The following is a 14,876-nucleotide window of genomic DNA, read 5'->3' on the forward strand; positions in this document are numbered from 1 at the left end:
GGCGCAAAATTCCACTGAACCTGATTGCATCGAAAGAAACGGCCCCCGCACCCTTGGAGGTTGATGCCGGGGCCGAGAATTCCTGCGCCGCAAATTGGCGGCCCCGAGGGCTGTAAGAATTCGAGATGAAAATTACCTGCCCGGTTCTCGGATCATCCGAGCGGATGTAGGTTCCCGAAATAACCGGTGTGAATCTCTCCCGGTTAATTTGCTACTTTCCGGGCCGTATCCCGCTTCCTCATCGCCGCCAGTCGCAAGCTGACCGAAGCCTCCGTGCGCCCAAAGCTCTGAGCAATCTCGCGCTGCGTGACTGGCGGGCGACGCGAGAGCCGGCGCTCCCGTTTATTTGGGCGATTGTAAAGCTGGTGAAGTGGCCCACCTCCTCATCCGGAGTATCGCCTCGGCCTGCTTCACCTGGCGAAGCAGTCCATCACGATGCACACCTGGCGGGGTGCCGCGAGCCTCTCTTCGGAGGCGCTCGATGTCTTCCACGAGGTTCCGGTCGACGGAATCTATCCGTTCACGCTTCATAGCTCTGTTCCTCTTGTCAGAGCCCTGCCGTGGTGAATCTCAACGGTTCGAAGCCCCCGACGTTCCTGCGGACGATCAATCGGCGCCGTCCGCGGAACAACAATCCACCCGAGAAATTTGCGGAACGAAATCGCTCGTCAGTCTTTCTCTGGCCTTCGGGAGGTGCCCATGAAATCTCACGCCATAGAAGGCGCATGTGCGTTCGCTTGGCGGACCTACATGCTGCACCACAGCGGCGTCAGCGAGATCGATAATCGGCGCTCCGCCCTGCATCGCTATCTCAGCAATCTTTGCGATGCCGGCGAACATGATTTCGGTCACCTGCAAATCGCGGCCGTCGCTTACTTGAGAAAGCTGGACGAATTGCACGACGACCGAGATGCAAGAGCTGCGGCAGATCAGGCCCTGGCCGAGCGCTTGGCGTCACCAGTTCGCAACCCGACGGGCAGCTTTTGGCCATAGCACCAGAGCAGAAGGAGCGAAAAGCATGGCAGCAGACAATGCCTCCAACGCGAACCATTTTGCACGCGACGCACAAAGTCGAATGACCACAGCGACAGCGATCGGCCTGAATGCCTTCAGGCCAATCATGCAGCTTCAAGTCTCATTTCTGAGGATGTGGGCCGACAGCATCGAGCGGTTCGCGGGCAATTATCAAAAGGGCATGGAAGAAACCGCGACCACTGTCGAGGAGCAGTCCAACCGGGAACGCGCTGCTTGAGGGACACCGTTCAGTTCCTCCGGTTCCGGATTTGAGCTCCACCAGCAGAAGGAAAGTCGGTGAAGAGACACGAGAAACTCGATCGACGAATCCGGTCGGCCAACTGCGTGCACTGAGAAACTCCAGTCGGTGCTCGACGTTCTTCCGGAGGGAGGGCTTTTGCCGGCGTAAGGAGTCACAATGAGAGCAAACCCGGAAGAGCTTGTTGAACTCACAAATCATGGCTCCATGAAGTTGCGGCATGCAGTCGCCCGAGCGATGTTGCTGCCTCCAGTCGAGCGCCGCAAGGCTACGATCGTTCGGCAGAACGAGCCTTCGGTTCTCAGGTTCAAGACCATCAAGGATCTATTGAATACCTTCGAGCGGGTGCGGCGCGCGAAGTCGCGAAAACGCAGTGCGTCGAAGCGCTCGAAGTCGCATCGCCTGTCCCGATCGCAGGGTCGCAAATCCTCCTTGCGGTCGGGAGCCGCCTAGCGGACGAATCCGGGCGGGTGATTGCATGGCTGCGGCACGCGCGGCGGAAAGCCCGCAGCCGGGACCAGGACAAATCGCCCCCTGAAAAAGCTACGCCGTCGGGCTCGAAATATCGTGTCCCGGCGGCGCCCTGCTGCTGGGCCCCTGAAATCCCCCAGCGCATAACGCTCTAGCAGCCATTTCACTGCATTTTTGTGAACCAGTTCACATCCGGCACCCGGTAGAAGCACAGCTTGGCGGCATCCCAATCCGCGCATCAGGCGCGTCCGCGTCTCTCCGACTTCCGCAGAAGCCGTTCGTCGATCCAGCATCCAACCGGGAGTCCGGGGTCGCCGGTCGTGGGGCGCCCGGTCCCGTCTACACCAAGGCTTGGGAGTCAACCGGCGCTCCGCTTCTCGACAATCGGGGCGTGCCTGCGGCATTGAGTCGGGCGGCCCGGGACGCGCACAATGTCTCGTGCGGTCCGGCGATGGGGAAGGAGGACTTGCGGTGCTCGATCATATTCTCAAGTTCATGACGCTCGGGACCATCATGGTCGGCATCACGGCGATCTACATGGCGCTGTACACCAACAACCGGCGGCTGGGCGCCGACATCTTTCTCCGCTACTCCGACCGCATTTCCGATCTGCGACGCAAATTGCCGATGGCGGCATTCCTGGATGCCGGCGTTCCGGCCGAAACGGAGATGACGCTGGACGAGCGCCGAACCGTGCATGAGGTGATCTACTCGATCTTCGAGCTCTATGAGCTCAAGGTCCATGGCTTCATTCCGCCCGCGATCTGGCGGATCAGGGAGCCCGATATCGAACGCGTGCTGTTGCTGCCGGTCTTCCAGCAGGAATTGGCGACGCTGGAAGGCAGATTTGCGAAACATCCCCGCTTCGCCGCATGGCTCGAGCAAATCAGGCAACGCGCCCTCTCGATCGGGTGAGGCGGGCCGCGCGAGATTTGTGCCGGCGGGCAAAGCAGAGACCCGCGGGCCGATACTGAGGCGATACCGAACTCGTTGAGCAGAAGCCCGCATGCGCTTCGGCGGGCTTCTGCCCGATCTTACCAGTAACGATGCCAGCGATGGTGCCAGCGCGGGTAGCCGCCGTAATAGGCGTATGCCGGGCGAACCACGCGGCGATAGCCGTAACCGTAATAGGTCGGGCTGTATCCACTATAGTACGTCGTGGTGTATCCGCCCCAACGATATGGCGCGACGTCGTAGACGTCATCGTAGGCATAGGCGCCGTAGGCTCCGGGTGCATCATAGTACACGGGTCCGTAGCCGTCGTAGCCGCCGTAGCCGGGACCGGAGTAGCCACCGTACCCGGGACCCCAGGCGTAAGCTGACGAGGCGAGCCCGCCGACGACGGCGCCGGCGATCAATCCGCCCGCGAGCGCGCGACCGAATCCGCCGCGCGCTTCAGCGGGTGCCGGGGCAGCCACTGCGCCAAGACTGAGCGCGCCGGCTGTCGCTAGAACAAGTGCTGTCTTCATAAGCTCCTCCTTGGCTGGCGATTGTCGCAACGCGTCAACGGGACAATGCGGCGTTGGTGCCTATTGCGGCGTTCCGACTTTTGGAGCGTGGGGAACACGCGCATGTTCCCACGTGACGGTTCCGGTTCTCCGGCAATTGCATCGACTCGCGCGCGCGTCGTTAGGAACGGCCGCCGAGGCACCGTTGTTTTCCTCACAGGGCAGGTTCACCGGGTGACTCGCGCGCACACCGTGCCGCGACAATGATCGGGGTTTGTGGAGCGCGGCTCCGGCCGAAGCAGCGCCAGTCTGTGGCGTCTGCTTTTGCAGGCGGATCGCGAGATAGAGGAGGGAATCAGTAATGCAGAGCAAGATGATGAAAAACAGATTTCTGTTGACGACAGCGGTGTTGCTGGCCGGCGTCGGTCTCGCATCGGCACAAGGTATGCGGGAAGGCGGCGGCGGTGGTGCTGGCGCCGGTGGCGGCGCAAGCATCGGCGCCGGAGCGGGAGCCGGCGGTGGCGAGCGCGGATCGTCAGGAGGCCCGTCTGCAGGCCGCTCCGGCGGCGAAATGCATGGAGGTCCGTCCGGTGCGGCGCGCGGCGGCGGCATGACGGAGGGACGTGGCCATGGCGCGAGCGAAGGCGCCCGGGTCCAGGGTCAGGCACAAGGCCAGGCTCAAGGTCAGGCCCAAGGTCGCGTTCAGGGCCAGACCGAGCGGATGGGGCGCGGTGGCGCGGCCGAGCGCAGCGAGGGCATGCGCGGCCAGACCACCGGACAGGCCCGCGAACGCAGCCGCGTCGAGCAGAGCGGCCGCGCCGAGCAGACCGGCCGCGCGGAGCAGAGCGGCGAGCGGCAGAGCCAGCGTGATCGCGCGCGACAGGATCAGACCGTCGGACAGAGCCGACGCGAGCGCGAGCAGACCGGCCAGACCGAATCCCGCGAACGCGGTAGCGCCGCTTCGCGGCAAACCCAGCAGCAGCAGCCGCAGAACCGCAGCGGCGCCGCAAGGCTGAACGAGAGCACCACGACGGGGCAGGGCAAGGGCGGCGCGAGCACGACGACCGGTCAGAACACCAGACCCGGCCAGACGACGGGCGCGGCCGCACCGCAGTCCGGCACCGCGCAAGGCCGCACGGAGCCCGGGCAGACCACCGGTCAGGCGCAGAGCCAGTCTGGCGCCACTGCTCAGACCCAGTCGAACACGACGGTGCAGAGCGAAGCCGGGCGCACCGTGACGGCGCAACAGCAGAGCACGATCCAGCGCTCGGTGCTGTCGGCGCGCAACGCGCCGCGCGTCAACGTCAGCTCGATCAACTTCGCGGTTAACCGCGGCGTGGTGGTGCCGAGGAATTTCCATGTCGTGTCGGTCGCCGCTTTCCCGGCGCTGATCGATGCGTTCCCGTATTATCGCAACGACAGCTTCTTCATCGTCGAGGATGAAGTCGTGTTCCTCGACCGCAGCCGCCGGGTTGTCGACGTGGTCCCGGTCGGACCGCGGACGCACTACAGCCATCGCCGCGGCGGCAGTGGTAGCTACGCGATGGACCTGAGTCCGGAGCAGATCCGTGAGGTGCAGGAGGTGCTGATCGATCGCGGCCTGCTGGTCGGCGAGGTTACCGGTGTGTTCGATTCCCGGACCCGCGAGGCATTGATCACGTTCCAGCGCCGGGAGGGCATCGCGACAAGCGGCAGCGTGGATACGCGCACCGTGACCGCGCTGGGTCTGTCGGATCGGATCGGTGGCGGCGCGTCGCAGGGACAGTCGACGGTCGGGCGCAGCGGCAGCCAGCAGCAGAACACGACTGGACAGAGCACGACGGGACAAACGAATGATCGGGCGAACCCGCCGCAGAACCAGTCGACCACCGGTCAGGCCGGACCCCAGCCATCCGCTCGGGATAACGCGCCGCAGTCGAATACGACCGGACAGTCTGCTCCGCAGAACGAGTCCACCGTCGGCCGGAGCGGCAACCAGCCGAATGCGGATCGGAACACGCAGTCCGGACACGGCCAGAGCAGCGGTCCGTCATCGTCAAGCTCGGGCCACAACGCACAACAAGGTGCACAGACGCCGGCGCAAAACTCCGGTCAGGGTTCAAGCGACAGAAAATACTAACCCGAACAAGAGCCCCGCTGCCAAGCGGGGCTCTTTTCTTTGAGCGAGCCGATCGTGAACTCCTCTTCCGCGTCATCGCCGGCTGATGTATCGTGCAGGAGAGCCGCCACCGGGATGTGCCGAGATTCCCGGGAGTCATAGGCGGCCTTTATGCCCACGGCGGGCAACTTTCTTGTGACATTTCAGACGCGGCGCCCGTGACGACTGGTTCGGAACGGGACGTGAAAGTTATTTCAAACCTCAGATGGAGGCATTCATGCATTTCTGTATGACTGGACAATACACGCCACGTGCTCTCAACGCGATCCTGGAAAACCCGACGACGAACCGCCAGGAGGCGGCAAGAAAACTCATCGAGAGCGCGGGCGGCAAGCTCGTCTCGATGTACAGCACGGCGACCGACGGCCCGGGCGTCCTGGTGATTTTCGACGTGCCTGATCCGAGTGCGGCTCCGGCGATTTCCGGCCTCACCGTCGCCGCCGGCACCATGCAGAATGTCAAGCTGATGAGACTGTTCACGCAGGACGAGATCAAGCAGGTCCGCCAGAACGCAGCCAAGATGCGTCCAAGCTACAGCCCGCCTGGAAGCTGATCTCATCTGAACTCATGCGCGAGGCCGCCGCTCGGATCATTGAGCGGCGGCCTTTCAGCTATGGCGGACGGTCGGACGGAAGCCGGCCGCGCCAATCTTCGCTGGCGAGCACCCTGCGCTGCCGGTCGGCGATCGCGGGCCATTCGGCGCGGATCACGCTGAGAACGGCCGCATCGGCGGAGGCGCCCTGGTCGGCCGCGAACCAGGCGCGAAGCCGGCCTTCGCAGCGGAAGCCGAGGCTGGTGTAGAGATCGAGGCTACGCCGCAGCCGCCAGTCCAGATGCACCTCCGCCCGCTCGACGGCGAGCACCTCGAACGCATAGCGCGTCATGAGATACGCGACATGGCTGACCAGCAGCGCCTCGTCCAATTGTCCGATGCACCAGATCGGCGCCAGCGTCGCGCGCTTCTCCTCCGGCTCGACGGTCGCGAACGCGGTGAGGCCGACGAGGTCGCCCGACCTGACGTCCTCGAGCGCGAACGCGGCCGTCGTTGCCGCGCGGCTCAGCGTCGCCGCGAGGCGCGCGGCCACTGCCCGGCCGGAGCCGCCGCGATCGAGCTGCCGAAGACGGTCGGCCTCGCCAAGCAGCTTCGCGCACGCAGGAGCCGCGCCGGTGATCCTGGCGAGCAGGATGCGGTCGGTGGCGAAGCTGGTCTTGCTGAAGGTCTGCATGCCGTATTGACGCATCCCGTTTGCATGCCGTCAAATGACCGGATCGGCAGTTCATATGCAGATTGGTCATGTCCTTGAATCCAAGATCCCTGAATCCAAGACACGTCGACCTGTTTCGCGAGGTCGTGCGCCACAACGGAATCACCAAGGCCGCGCTGAGCCTGCGGATCGGCCAGCCCTTCGTCAGCCGCGCGATCGCGCGGCTGGAGCGCGAGATCGGTTTCGCGCTGTTCGAGCGCGGCCGCGGCGGCGTCACGCTGACGGTCGAGGGCGAAATCTTCCTGCAGGAGGTCGAGCGCAACCAGGTCGGGCTGGACTATCTGGCGCGTGCCGCGCGCGGCATTCGCGAGCGCGGCAGCGGCACGCTGCGGATCGCCTGCCTGCCGGCGTTCACCTATTCGCTGATGCCGCGGATCGTCAGCAGTTTCTCGCGCAAGAATCCCGGCATCATGCTGTCGGTCGCCGTGCACAGTCCGGAACGGGTGTGGAGCCTGGTCGCGTCCGGCCAGTGCGACGTCGGGCTGGCGCGGCCGCAGGCCGGCTTCACCGCCGTCGACGACGAACTGCTGATGACGACGGATGCGGTCTGCGTGCTGCCGCGTCAGCACCGGCTGCGCGCCAAGCGATCGATCGCGCCGAAGGATCTGCACGGCGAGACCATGATTGCGCCCGCGCCGGGCGCGCCGCACCGGCTGCGCCTCGAACGCGCCTTGGAGGATGCCAAGGTCGAGGTGCGAACGGTCGCCGAGATCCAGTACAGCATGCAGCGCTGCGCCCTGGTCGCGCAGGGGCTGGGCTTCTCGATCGTCGATCCCGTCGTGGCGCGGGATTTTGCAAGTTCGCGGATTGTGCTGAAGCCGTTCACGCGGCGGCTCGAGATCACCACCGTGCTGCTGTTTCCGTCGCAGCGGCCGCGCAGCCGCCTCGCGCTGCAATTCTGCGAGCTGTTGCGCGCCGAAACCGCCGAATACAGGAAGGCCACCCGCGCAACGAATTGATTCCAATTGTAAAATCAGGCTCGCGGCCGATCGGGGAGGGCTTTGTCCGCGCGATTGTCGGGCCTGCCGAACTGCGATAGAGACTGGTATACCACGGCCGGGGAGGGGCCTCCGGCGTTTCCCGCGGACCTCCGGCCCGGGACGGGCGTTGGACAATTCAAGCAGGGTTTTGAAAGAGAGAGCATGGCGCGCAATATTCTGATCCTTGGGGCCTCGTACGGCTCGCTGTTGGGGACGAAGCTCCTGATGGCGGGGCACAACGTGTCCCTGGTCTGCCGCAAGAACACCGCGGAGCTGATCAACCGCGACGGCACCGAGGTGCGCATCAAGCTGCGCGACGAGCCGAACCATCGCTCGATCTTCTCGCGCGACCTGCCGGGCAAGCTCGATGCCGTGACGCCCGCCGACGTCGACGTGTCGCGCTACGACATGGTCGGGCTTGCGATGCAGGAGCCGCAATACACCAACCACACGGTGCGCGTGCTGATGGTCAAGATCGCGGCGGCGAAGCTGCCGTGCCTCTCGATCATGAACATGCCGCCGCTGCCCTATCTGAAGCGGATTCCCGCGCTCGCCGGCATGGACCTCGAGGAGGCTTACACCAACGCGCAGGTGTGGGAGCGTTTCGAGCCGGGCCTCGTGACGCTGTGCTCGCCCGATCCGCAGGCGTTCCGTCCGCCGGAGGAGAAGGCCAACGTGCTGCATGTCGGCCTGCCGACCAACTTCAAGGCCTCCGCCTTCGCCGACGACAAGCACAACAAGGTGCTGCGTGAGCTCGAGGCCGATATCGATGCGGTGACGCTGGACGGCCAGGATGTTCCGGTGAAGCTGAAAGTGTTCTCTTCGCTGTTCGTGCCGCTGGCGAAATGGTCGATGCTGCTGACCGGCAACTACCGCTGCATCACGCCGACGGAGCCGCAGTCGATCCGCGACGCCGTGCATAGCGACCTCAAGCGCTCGCAGGCGATCTACGACCATGTCGACGCGCTGGCGCGGCAGCTCGGCGCCGATCCCGCCGACCAGGTGCCGTTCGCGAAATACGCCAAGGCGGCGGAAAGCCTGCTGAAGCCGTCATCGGCCGCCCGCGCGGTCGCCGCCGGCGCGCCCTTCATCGAGCGCGTCGACCTGCTCGTGAAGCTGATCTCGCATCAGCTCGGCAAGCCCAGCGCTGAGATCGACCGCACGGTCGAGACCGTCGATCTGAAGCTGAACGAGAAGATCGTGCAGGGCGGCTCCGGCGCGGAGTGACGCGGGTGTTGGTGGCGAGGGCAGGCGCCCTCGCCATGCGTCGGCGGACGGCAAAGCGCACGATCGCGGCTTGCGAACGCATGGCTCGGCCGATCGGGCTGGGATAGGCTTGCGCAGATGTGCGATCGGGAGCCACGACCATGCCGATCAGACCGCTGCCTCCTCTGGGAATCTATGGCGACCTCGAACGCGCGCGCGACATCATGCGCGCGTGGCAACCGCTCGACCAGCTTCCCCCTGACACCGCCGAAATCGTCGCCAAGGCGATCGCCGAGGGCATCGCACGCGGCCGCCAGCACGGCCTGGAAATGGGCCAGTGCCACCGCGCCGCGTGAGCGAAGGGTTACGCGCCGTCAGGTGAGACCGCCAGAACCTTGATCGCACGCGTCTGATGGCTTGGCGTCTGAAATTCGATGGTCTGGCCGACCGACAATCCGATCAGCGCGGCGCCGACCGGCGTCAGGACCGAGATGCGCTTCAAGGCGATGTCGGCTTCGTGCGGATACACCAGCACGACCTCGCGGATGTCGCCGGTCTCGTCGTCGCAGTAGCGCACCCGCGACCCCATGCGGACCAAGTCATGCAGATCGGCGTCGTCGGCCACGATCTGCGCCCGCTCCGTCTCGCGCGCGAGGAACTGAGCCACGCGCGGAAACAGTGTCATGCTGCAATCGGCCAGCGCGCCGAGACGCAGCGCTTCGCTCGCCGCGATCATGATCGGAGGTAATGCGGGAGTGAATGTGCCGTGGTGCTTGCTTTGGGTCATGTCCGTTACCGTGTTGTTGCCGCTGCTGGCTCGTGTCGGAGGCTCGGCCGTCGGGGGCCGCAGCCCCGCGCCCTTTCAGGAGCAGGAACTCAACGTCCCGCTGCCGCGAACCGATTGATGTTGGGATGATTGAGAGCCGGACAGCGCGCGTGCTCGCTGCCCGGCTAGTTGCCTGCGTGCAGACGTCCGGCGCGCAACTCCAGTCGCGCAATATGCGTGTCGATGCTCATGGCATAAATCATGACAAGGCGAACATAGCCGCTGCCGCCGTCATGGCCATTGCGGCGAAACCGCGCATGACAGCCCCGGCGTAGCCGGAGCCGACGACGAGCGCGTCGCAGTCATAGGTCTCTTCGTTGACCAAGCGAACAAGCCAGACCCGTCATCCCCGCGTAAAGGCTTCGCCTTTGTCGCTGGAGGAGCGGCCTCTTGGCCGCGTCTCGAAGGATGAATCGGCCCGGCTGTTGCCGCGCGGAGAGAGCCGGGCCGTCGACCCTTCGAGACGCGCGCAAGAGCGCGCTCCTCCAGCGACAAAGGCGAAGCCTTTGCGCGGGGATGACGGTGTGGTTTGCTCAGCTTGATCGGTGTCATCACCCGGCTTGACCGGGTGATCCAGTATTCCAGAGACGCCAGTGATAGAAGCGAGAGGCCGCGGCGTACTGGATCGCCCGGTCCATGTGCGCAATTGCGCACAGGCCGGGCGATGACAACGGTAGATGACAAAGCTTCACAAGCTCTCAGGGTGACGGGTTGGGTGTTGCACTTGTGCTTTGTGAGATGAGCAACGGAGGTCGCCACCAATTCCTCGGCTCGAAGCTGCAATTGGCGCCGCGCCCTTTCCGTGACGCGGAAGCGCTAACACTGCGCACAGCCCGACATCGTGACATCATTCACATGCAATCCCGCAAGATCGCGTGAAGCCGGCGATGCGCTGCCAGGGCAGGGCGGACCCGCGCTGGGCGGCTTGCATGATCGCGCCATCGGCGTCACAGTCCGTGTTGCGGCGGCAACGCCGCCAACAAGCAACAAAGACTTGAGCGACCAAGGCTTAGAGTTCGAGGAACGCCATGGCGGCCACGCGCATCGACTGCGATATCCATCCCGCGGTGGGGGGAACGCGCACCACGCTGCTGCCCTATCTGAGCGATCACTGGAAGGAGCAGGTGGTCAGCCGCGCCATCGACGGGCTCGACCTCAACTCCTATCCGCCGTCGATGCCGCTGTCGGGCCGCGCCGACTGGCGGCCGGCCGATGGCCGCAAGCCCGGCAGCGATCTTGCCATGGTGCAGCGCGGCGCGTTCGATCAGCTCGGCGCCAGCCATGCGATTTGCAACGTCGTTTACGGCGCGCAGGCGGTGTTCGATTCCTACATGGCGGCGGATTTTTGCAAGGCGATCAACGACTGGATCGCGGCGGAATGGTTGGCCAAGGACAAGCGGCTGCGCGCCTCGATCGTGGTGCCGATCCAGGCGCCGGACCTTGCGGTCGAGGAGATCGAGCGCCGCGCCGGCGACAACCGTTTCGTCTCGGTGCTGGTGCCCTCGCAGGGCGAGACGCTGCTCGGGCGGCGGCACTACTGGCCGATCTATCAGGCCGCGGAGAAATACAAGCTGCCGCTCGCAATTCACGCCGGCAGCGCCTACCGCGGCGCGCCGAGCTCGATCGGCTGGCCGTCCTATCGCTACGAATATTATCTCGCCGAGGCGCAGGCGTTTCAGGCGCAGATATTGAGCCTGATCTATGAAGGCGTGTTCGGAAAATATCCGGGCCTCACGGTGGTGCTGATGGAGTCGGGCGTCAGCTGGCTGCCCGCCTTCATGTGGCGCGCCAACAAGACCTGGCGCGGCGTCCGCGTCGAGGTGCCCTGGGTCGAGCGCGAGCCGGCCGCGATCATCCGCGACCACTTTCGCGTCACCATGCAGCCGTTCGACGCGCCGCAGGATGCGACCAGCGTCGCCGATATCATCGACCAGATCGGCTCGGAAAAAATGTTCCTGTTCGCGTCGGACTATCCGCACTGGCAGTTCGACGGCGACGATCCGATTCCGCCGCACCTGCCTGACAGTCTGGTCAGGCGGATGTGCGAGGATAATCCGTTAGAGACCTTTCCGCGTCTGAAGCTGGATTCGTGAGACATGATACTCACTGATCGAATTGTTGCCGCATCGGCGGTGCTCCACCTCTCCCCGGCGGGGAGAGGTCGGCGCGCAGCGCCGGGTGAGGGGGCACAGGTCTCACGAGGGACCGCAAGGCCCTCACCCGGATTGCATCTGGCGATGCAATCCGACCTCTCCCCGATGGGGAGAGGTGACGGCCGCACCGATTCTATTCAAGGAGGATCGCATGAGTGACGTCATCGACCGCCCGATGCTCGACGAGGAGAAGACCGCCACGACGCGGCTGCGCATCATCGATTGCGACATTCATCCGAGCATCTACTCGCACAGCGACCTCAACGAGTTCTTGCCAAAGCGCTGGCAGCAGCATCTGAAGGACTACGGCAGCCATCTGCGCACGCCCTATATCGGCACCACGCCGTATCCGCGCTCCTCGCCGCTGATCGCGCGGCGCGATGCCTGGCCGCCGACCGGCGGCGTGCCGGGCTCCGATCTCGACTTCATGCGCAAGCAGCATCTCGATCCGTTCGACGTCGAGTTCGGCATTCTGCAGGTGCTCGACCTCTTCATCTTCTCGCAGCAGAACCTGGAATTCGGCGCCGCGATCCAGCGCGCCATCAACGACTGGCAGCTGGCGTTCTGGGCGCATCGCGATCCGCGCCTGAAGGCCTCGATCCTGGTCGGGCAGGACGGCTCGGATCTCGGCCTTGCCGAGATCGAGCGCTGCGCCAAGACCGGCGAATACATCCAGATCAACGTCTCGCCGCGCGCCAACGAGCCGCTCGGCCGCCGCCGCTACTGGCCAATCTACGAACGTGCGCAAGAGCTCGATCTGCCGCTCGGCATCCATGTCGGCGGTTACGGCGGCCACGCGCCGACCGGCGGCGGCTGGCCGTCCTATTACTGCGAGGAGCATCAGTCGAACGCGCACACGGTGGCGTCGAACCTCACCAGCTTGGTGCTGGAAGGCGTGCCGGAGCGCTTTCCAAAGCTGAAGATCGTGTTCATCGAGGGCGGCTTCGGCTGGATCCCCGCGACGATGTGGCGGATGGACCAGCATTTCGAGCGTTTCCGCAGCGAGGTGCCGCATCTCAAGCGCAAGCCGAGCGAATATGTGAAGCAGCATTTCTGGTTCACGACCCAGCCGATCGACGAGCCCGACGAAGCAAAGCATCTGCGCCAGCTGATCGAATGGGTCGGCATCGACCGTCTGCTGTTCTCCTCGGACTATCCGCACTGGGACTACGACGACGCGCGCTACGCCTTCAAGACCCCGCTGACCGAAGCCGAACGGCGCAAGATCTTCAACAGCAACGCCCGCGCGGTTTACAAGTTCTAGGACAAGATGACGCTACTTCGACTCGAGCAGACCCTTCGCCTCTCCCCGCCTGCGGGGAGAGGCCGGAATGCATCGCCAGATGCATTCCGGGTGAGGGGGAGCCTCCGCGAATCCATCTCTCACAATCTCTGCGGCAAGAGCCCCTCACCCCAACCCTCTCCCCCTAAGAAGGGGGAGAGGGACGCAGTCCCGTCGCCGCCCGACCTCATCTCACTACGCTCAAGGATTCCGATGGCCCGTCACATCGTCGCGCGCACCAGTGAGATCCCGGCCGGCGGCAACAAGGTGTTCGGCCTCGAGGGCCGCGACATCGTCGTGTTCCACGTCAATGGCGAGTTCTTCGCGCTACTCAATCGCTGTCCGCATGAGGGCGCGCCGCTGGAGAAGGCGGCCTGCGTGGCGCGGCTGACCTCGCCGGAGCCCGGCATCTACCAGCGCGACCGGGTCGGCGAGATGCTGCGCTGTCCGTGGCACGGCTGGGAGTTCGACATCCGCAACGGCCAATCCTGGTTCGACCCCAACCGGTTCAGGATCCGCTCCTATCCGGTCGCGGTCGAAAGCGGCGCCGAGCTGCAGAAGGGCCCCTATGTGGCCGAGACCTTCCCGGTGCACATCGAGGACAATTACGTCATCGTCGAAGTGTAGGCACGAATCTGCTGGTCTACTCCGCAGCGCCGGCGGCCTGGGCCGCGCGCCGCAGCATGCCAAAGAGATCGCGCGGATCATCGGGATCGGCAAGCAGATCGAGCTTGCTCGGCTGTCCGATGCGGGCGAGCTGATCGCGGACGCAGCGCAGGGCGGAAAAGTCCTCGATGGCGAACCCGACGCTGTCGAAGATCGTGATCTGTCCGGCATCGCGCCGGCCGGCGGCCTGACCCGCGATCACCTGCCAGAGCTCGGTGACGGCGTGGCCGGGATCGAGCTGCTGGATTTCGCCCTCGCCGCGGGTTTGCGGTTCGTATTCGACGAAGATATCGGAGCGCAGCAGGATATCGCGATGCAGCTCGGTCTTGCCCGGGCAGTCGCCGCCAATGGCGTTGATGTGAACGCCTGACCCGATCATGTTGTCGGTCAGAATGGTGGCATTGCGTTTGTCCGCGGTGCAGGTGGTGATGATGTCGGCCTGCTCGACGGCCTCCTGGCTTGACGCGCAGGTGATCACGGAAATTCCGCTGCCGGCAAGATTGTGCGCCGCCTTCTCCGTTGCGCGCGGGTCGATGTCGTAGAGGCGGACGGTGTCGATGCCGCACAGCGCGCGAATGGCGAGCACCTGGAATTCGCACTGCGCGCCGTTGCCGATCACGGCCATGATCCGGCTGCCGTTCGGCGCGAGGTATTTTGCCGCCAGCGCCGAGGTCGCGGCGGTGCGCAGCGCGGTCAGGATGGTCATCTCCGACAGCAGCACCGGATAGCCGTCGCGGACATTGGCCAGCATGCCGAACGCCGTCACGGTCTGGCGGCCGTCGCGGGTGTTGAGCGGATGGCCATTGACGAACTTGAAGCCGAATTCGACGCCGTCGTTGGCCGGCATCAGCTCGATCACGCCCTCCTTCGAATGCGACGCAAGGCGCGGCGTCTTCTCGAACATGTGCCAGCGGCGGAAGTCGGCCTCGATATAGGCGGCCAGTTCGACCAGGAAGCGCTCCGCGCCGATCCCGTTCACGAGCGCCATCATGTCGGCGACGCTGACGAACGGCACGAGGCTCAATGGACCTGGACCAGGCGACGGCATTTCACCCTCCCGCGGGAAGCTGATTTGTCAGCGTAGACCAGATTCGGCCGGCAGTAGAGTCCGCTTGTGGCCGCGCAGACGCTTCGGTCGGCGGCGCGCA

Annotated in this window: 16 protein-coding genes; 11 read left to right on the top strand and 5 right to left on the bottom strand. The window is 64.8% G+C overall.

Annotation, left to right across the window (positions count from 1 at the left end; translation table 11 throughout):
- Window positions 1–699: 699 nt before the first annotated feature.
- The 3 genes from XH93_RS06495 to XH93_RS06505 all read left to right on the top strand — a co-directional run bounded on the left by XH93_RS06495 (window position 700) and on the right by XH93_RS06505 (window position 2,659).
- On the top strand, window positions 700–993 hold the full coding sequence (locus XH93_RS06495; RefSeq protein ID WP_194472875.1) for a hypothetical protein: 294 nt from the start codon (window positions 700–702) through the stop codon (window positions 991–993).
- Window positions 994–1,018: 25 nt separating this feature from the next.
- Window positions 1,019–1,252: a hypothetical protein gene (locus XH93_RS06500; protein ID WP_194472876.1), complete on the top strand. Its 234-nt coding sequence runs from the start codon at window positions 1,019–1,021 to the stop codon at window positions 1,250–1,252.
- A gap of 963 nt (window positions 1,253–2,215) precedes the next feature.
- Window positions 2,216–2,659 (top strand): hypothetical protein, encoded by a 444-nt coding sequence (locus XH93_RS06505; RefSeq protein ID WP_139480809.1) that lies wholly within the window; start codon window positions 2,216–2,218, stop codon window positions 2,657–2,659.
- Between the two features lie 119 nt (window positions 2,660–2,778).
- On the opposite strand, the gene XH93_RS06510 is transcribed toward XH93_RS06505, so the two are convergent.
- Window positions 2,779–3,213: a hypothetical protein gene (locus tag XH93_RS06510; protein ID WP_194472877.1), complete on the bottom strand. Its 435-nt coding sequence runs from the start codon at window positions 3,211–3,213 to the stop codon at window positions 2,779–2,781.
- Window positions 3,214–3,568: 355 nt separating this feature from the next.
- Here XH93_RS06510 and XH93_RS06515 point away from each other — a divergent pair, with 355 nt between their 5' ends.
- A complete protein-coding gene (locus XH93_RS06515; RefSeq protein ID WP_246799495.1) occupies window positions 3,569–5,311 on the top strand; it encodes a peptidoglycan-binding protein in 1,743 nt (580 codons plus the stop codon).
- A gap of 256 nt (window positions 5,312–5,567) precedes the next feature.
- On the top strand, window positions 5,568–5,903 hold the full coding sequence (locus tag XH93_RS06520) for a GYD domain-containing protein (RefSeq protein ID WP_139858887.1): 336 nt from the start codon (window positions 5,568–5,570) through the stop codon (window positions 5,901–5,903).
- A 58-nt stretch (window positions 5,904–5,961) separates the two neighbouring features.
- On the opposite strand, the gene XH93_RS06525 is transcribed toward XH93_RS06520, so the two are convergent.
- A complete protein-coding gene (locus XH93_RS06525) occupies window positions 5,962–6,576 on the bottom strand; it encodes a GNAT family N-acetyltransferase (protein WP_194472879.1) in 615 nt (204 codons plus the stop codon).
- A 68-nt stretch (window positions 6,577–6,644) separates the two neighbouring features.
- Here XH93_RS06525 and XH93_RS06530 point away from each other — a divergent pair, with 68 nt between their 5' ends.
- From XH93_RS06530 to XH93_RS06540, 3 genes are all read left to right on the top strand, one after another.
- The gene (locus tag XH93_RS06530) at window positions 6,645–7,574 is read left to right on the top strand and encodes a LysR substrate-binding domain-containing protein (protein WP_194472880.1); all 930 of its coding nucleotides are present in this window, start codon (window positions 6,645–6,647) and stop codon (window positions 7,572–7,574) included.
- Between the two features lie 183 nt (window positions 7,575–7,757).
- On the top strand, window positions 7,758–8,822 hold the full coding sequence (locus XH93_RS06535) for a ketopantoate reductase family protein (protein ID WP_194472881.1): 1,065 nt from the start codon (window positions 7,758–7,760) through the stop codon (window positions 8,820–8,822).
- Between the two features lie 140 nt (window positions 8,823–8,962).
- Window positions 8,963–9,157 carry a hypothetical protein gene (locus tag XH93_RS06540; protein WP_139480799.1) on the top strand — a complete coding sequence of 65 codons (195 nt, stop codon included), beginning with the start codon at window positions 8,963–8,965 and terminating at the stop codon, window positions 9,155–9,157.
- A gap of 8 nt (window positions 9,158–9,165) precedes the next feature.
- Here XH93_RS06540 and rnk read toward each other — a convergent pair whose 3' ends face one another.
- Together rnk and XH93_RS42670 are read right to left on the bottom strand one after the other, a co-directional pair.
- Entirely contained in the window at window positions 9,166–9,588 is a 423-nt protein-coding gene (rnk, locus tag XH93_RS06545) for a nucleoside diphosphate kinase regulator (RefSeq protein ID WP_139480798.1), read from the bottom strand.
- 238 nt (window positions 9,589–9,826) lie between these two features.
- A complete protein-coding gene (locus XH93_RS42670) occupies window positions 9,827–9,952 on the bottom strand; it encodes a hypothetical protein (RefSeq protein ID WP_256436595.1) in 126 nt (41 codons plus the stop codon).
- A gap of 703 nt (window positions 9,953–10,655) precedes the next feature.
- Between XH93_RS42670 and XH93_RS06550 the strand changes: the two genes are divergently transcribed.
- The 3 genes from XH93_RS06550 to XH93_RS06560 all read left to right on the top strand — a co-directional run bounded on the left by XH93_RS06550 (window position 10,656) and on the right by XH93_RS06560 (window position 13,689).
- Window positions 10,656–11,720, top strand: a complete 1,065-nt coding sequence (locus XH93_RS06550) for an amidohydrolase family protein (protein ID WP_194472882.1) — start codon at window positions 10,656–10,658, stop codon at window positions 11,718–11,720.
- A 211-nt stretch (window positions 11,721–11,931) separates the two neighbouring features.
- On the top strand, window positions 11,932–13,044 hold the full coding sequence (locus XH93_RS06555) for an amidohydrolase family protein (RefSeq protein ID WP_194472883.1): 1,113 nt from the start codon (window positions 11,932–11,934) through the stop codon (window positions 13,042–13,044).
- A 231-nt stretch (window positions 13,045–13,275) separates the two neighbouring features.
- On the top strand, window positions 13,276–13,689 hold the full coding sequence (locus XH93_RS06560) for a Rieske (2Fe-2S) protein (protein WP_139480792.1): 414 nt from the start codon (window positions 13,276–13,278) through the stop codon (window positions 13,687–13,689).
- 16 nt (window positions 13,690–13,705) lie between these two features.
- Here the strand turns inward: XH93_RS06560 and XH93_RS06565 are convergent, their stop codons facing one another.
- Window positions 13,706–14,776 carry an ornithine cyclodeaminase gene (locus XH93_RS06565; protein WP_194472884.1) on the bottom strand — a complete coding sequence of 357 codons (1,071 nt, stop codon included), beginning with the start codon at window positions 14,774–14,776 and terminating at the stop codon, window positions 13,706–13,708.
- Window positions 14,777–14,876: the final 100 nt, after the last annotated feature.

It is taken from the genome of Bradyrhizobium sp. CCBAU 51753, from assembly GCF_015291565.1.
In the GTDB taxonomy this organism is placed as follows: Bacteria; Pseudomonadota; Alphaproteobacteria; order Rhizobiales; family Xanthobacteraceae; genus Bradyrhizobium; species Bradyrhizobium ivorense.

Bases quoted from the DNA above. Each gene is read 5' to 3' on its own strand.
- XH93_RS06515 (WP_246799495.1), top strand. From the start codon at position 3,569: ATGAAAAACAGATTTCTGTTGACGACAGCGGTGTTGCTGGCCGGCGTC.
- XH93_RS06500 (WP_194472876.1), top strand. From the start codon at position 1,019: ATGGCAGCAGACAATGCCTCCAACGCGAACCATTTTGCACGCGACGCA.
- rnk (WP_139480798.1), bottom strand. From the start codon at position 9,588: ATGACCCAAAGCAAGCACCACGGCACATTCACTCCCGCATTACCTCCG.
- XH93_RS06520 (WP_139858887.1), top strand. From the start codon at position 5,568: ATGCATTTCTGTATGACTGGACAATACACGCCACGTGCTCTCAACGCG.
- XH93_RS06510 (WP_194472877.1), bottom strand. From the start codon at position 3,213: ATGAAGACAGCACTTGTTCTAGCGACAGCCGGCGCGCTCAGTCTTGGC.
- XH93_RS06525 (WP_194472879.1), bottom strand. From the start codon at position 6,576: ATGCAGACCTTCAGCAAGACCAGCTTCGCCACCGACCGCATCCTGCTC.
- XH93_RS06495 (WP_194472875.1), top strand. From the start codon at position 700: ATGAAATCTCACGCCATAGAAGGCGCATGTGCGTTCGCTTGGCGGACC.
- XH93_RS06560 (WP_139480792.1), top strand. From the start codon at position 13,276: ATGGCCCGTCACATCGTCGCGCGCACCAGTGAGATCCCGGCCGGCGGC.
- XH93_RS06555 (WP_194472883.1), top strand. From the start codon at position 11,932: ATGAGTGACGTCATCGACCGCCCGATGCTCGACGAGGAGAAGACCGCC.
- XH93_RS06530 (WP_194472880.1), top strand. From the start codon at position 6,645: ATGTCCTTGAATCCAAGATCCCTGAATCCAAGACACGTCGACCTGTTT.
- XH93_RS06540 (WP_139480799.1), top strand. From the start codon at position 8,963: ATGCCGATCAGACCGCTGCCTCCTCTGGGAATCTATGGCGACCTCGAA.
- XH93_RS06565 (WP_194472884.1), bottom strand. From the start codon at position 14,776: ATGCCGTCGCCTGGTCCAGGTCCATTGAGCCTCGTGCCGTTCGTCAGC.
- XH93_RS06535 (WP_194472881.1), top strand. From the start codon at position 7,758: ATGGCGCGCAATATTCTGATCCTTGGGGCCTCGTACGGCTCGCTGTTG.
- XH93_RS06550 (WP_194472882.1), top strand. From the start codon at position 10,656: ATGGCGGCCACGCGCATCGACTGCGATATCCATCCCGCGGTGGGGGGA.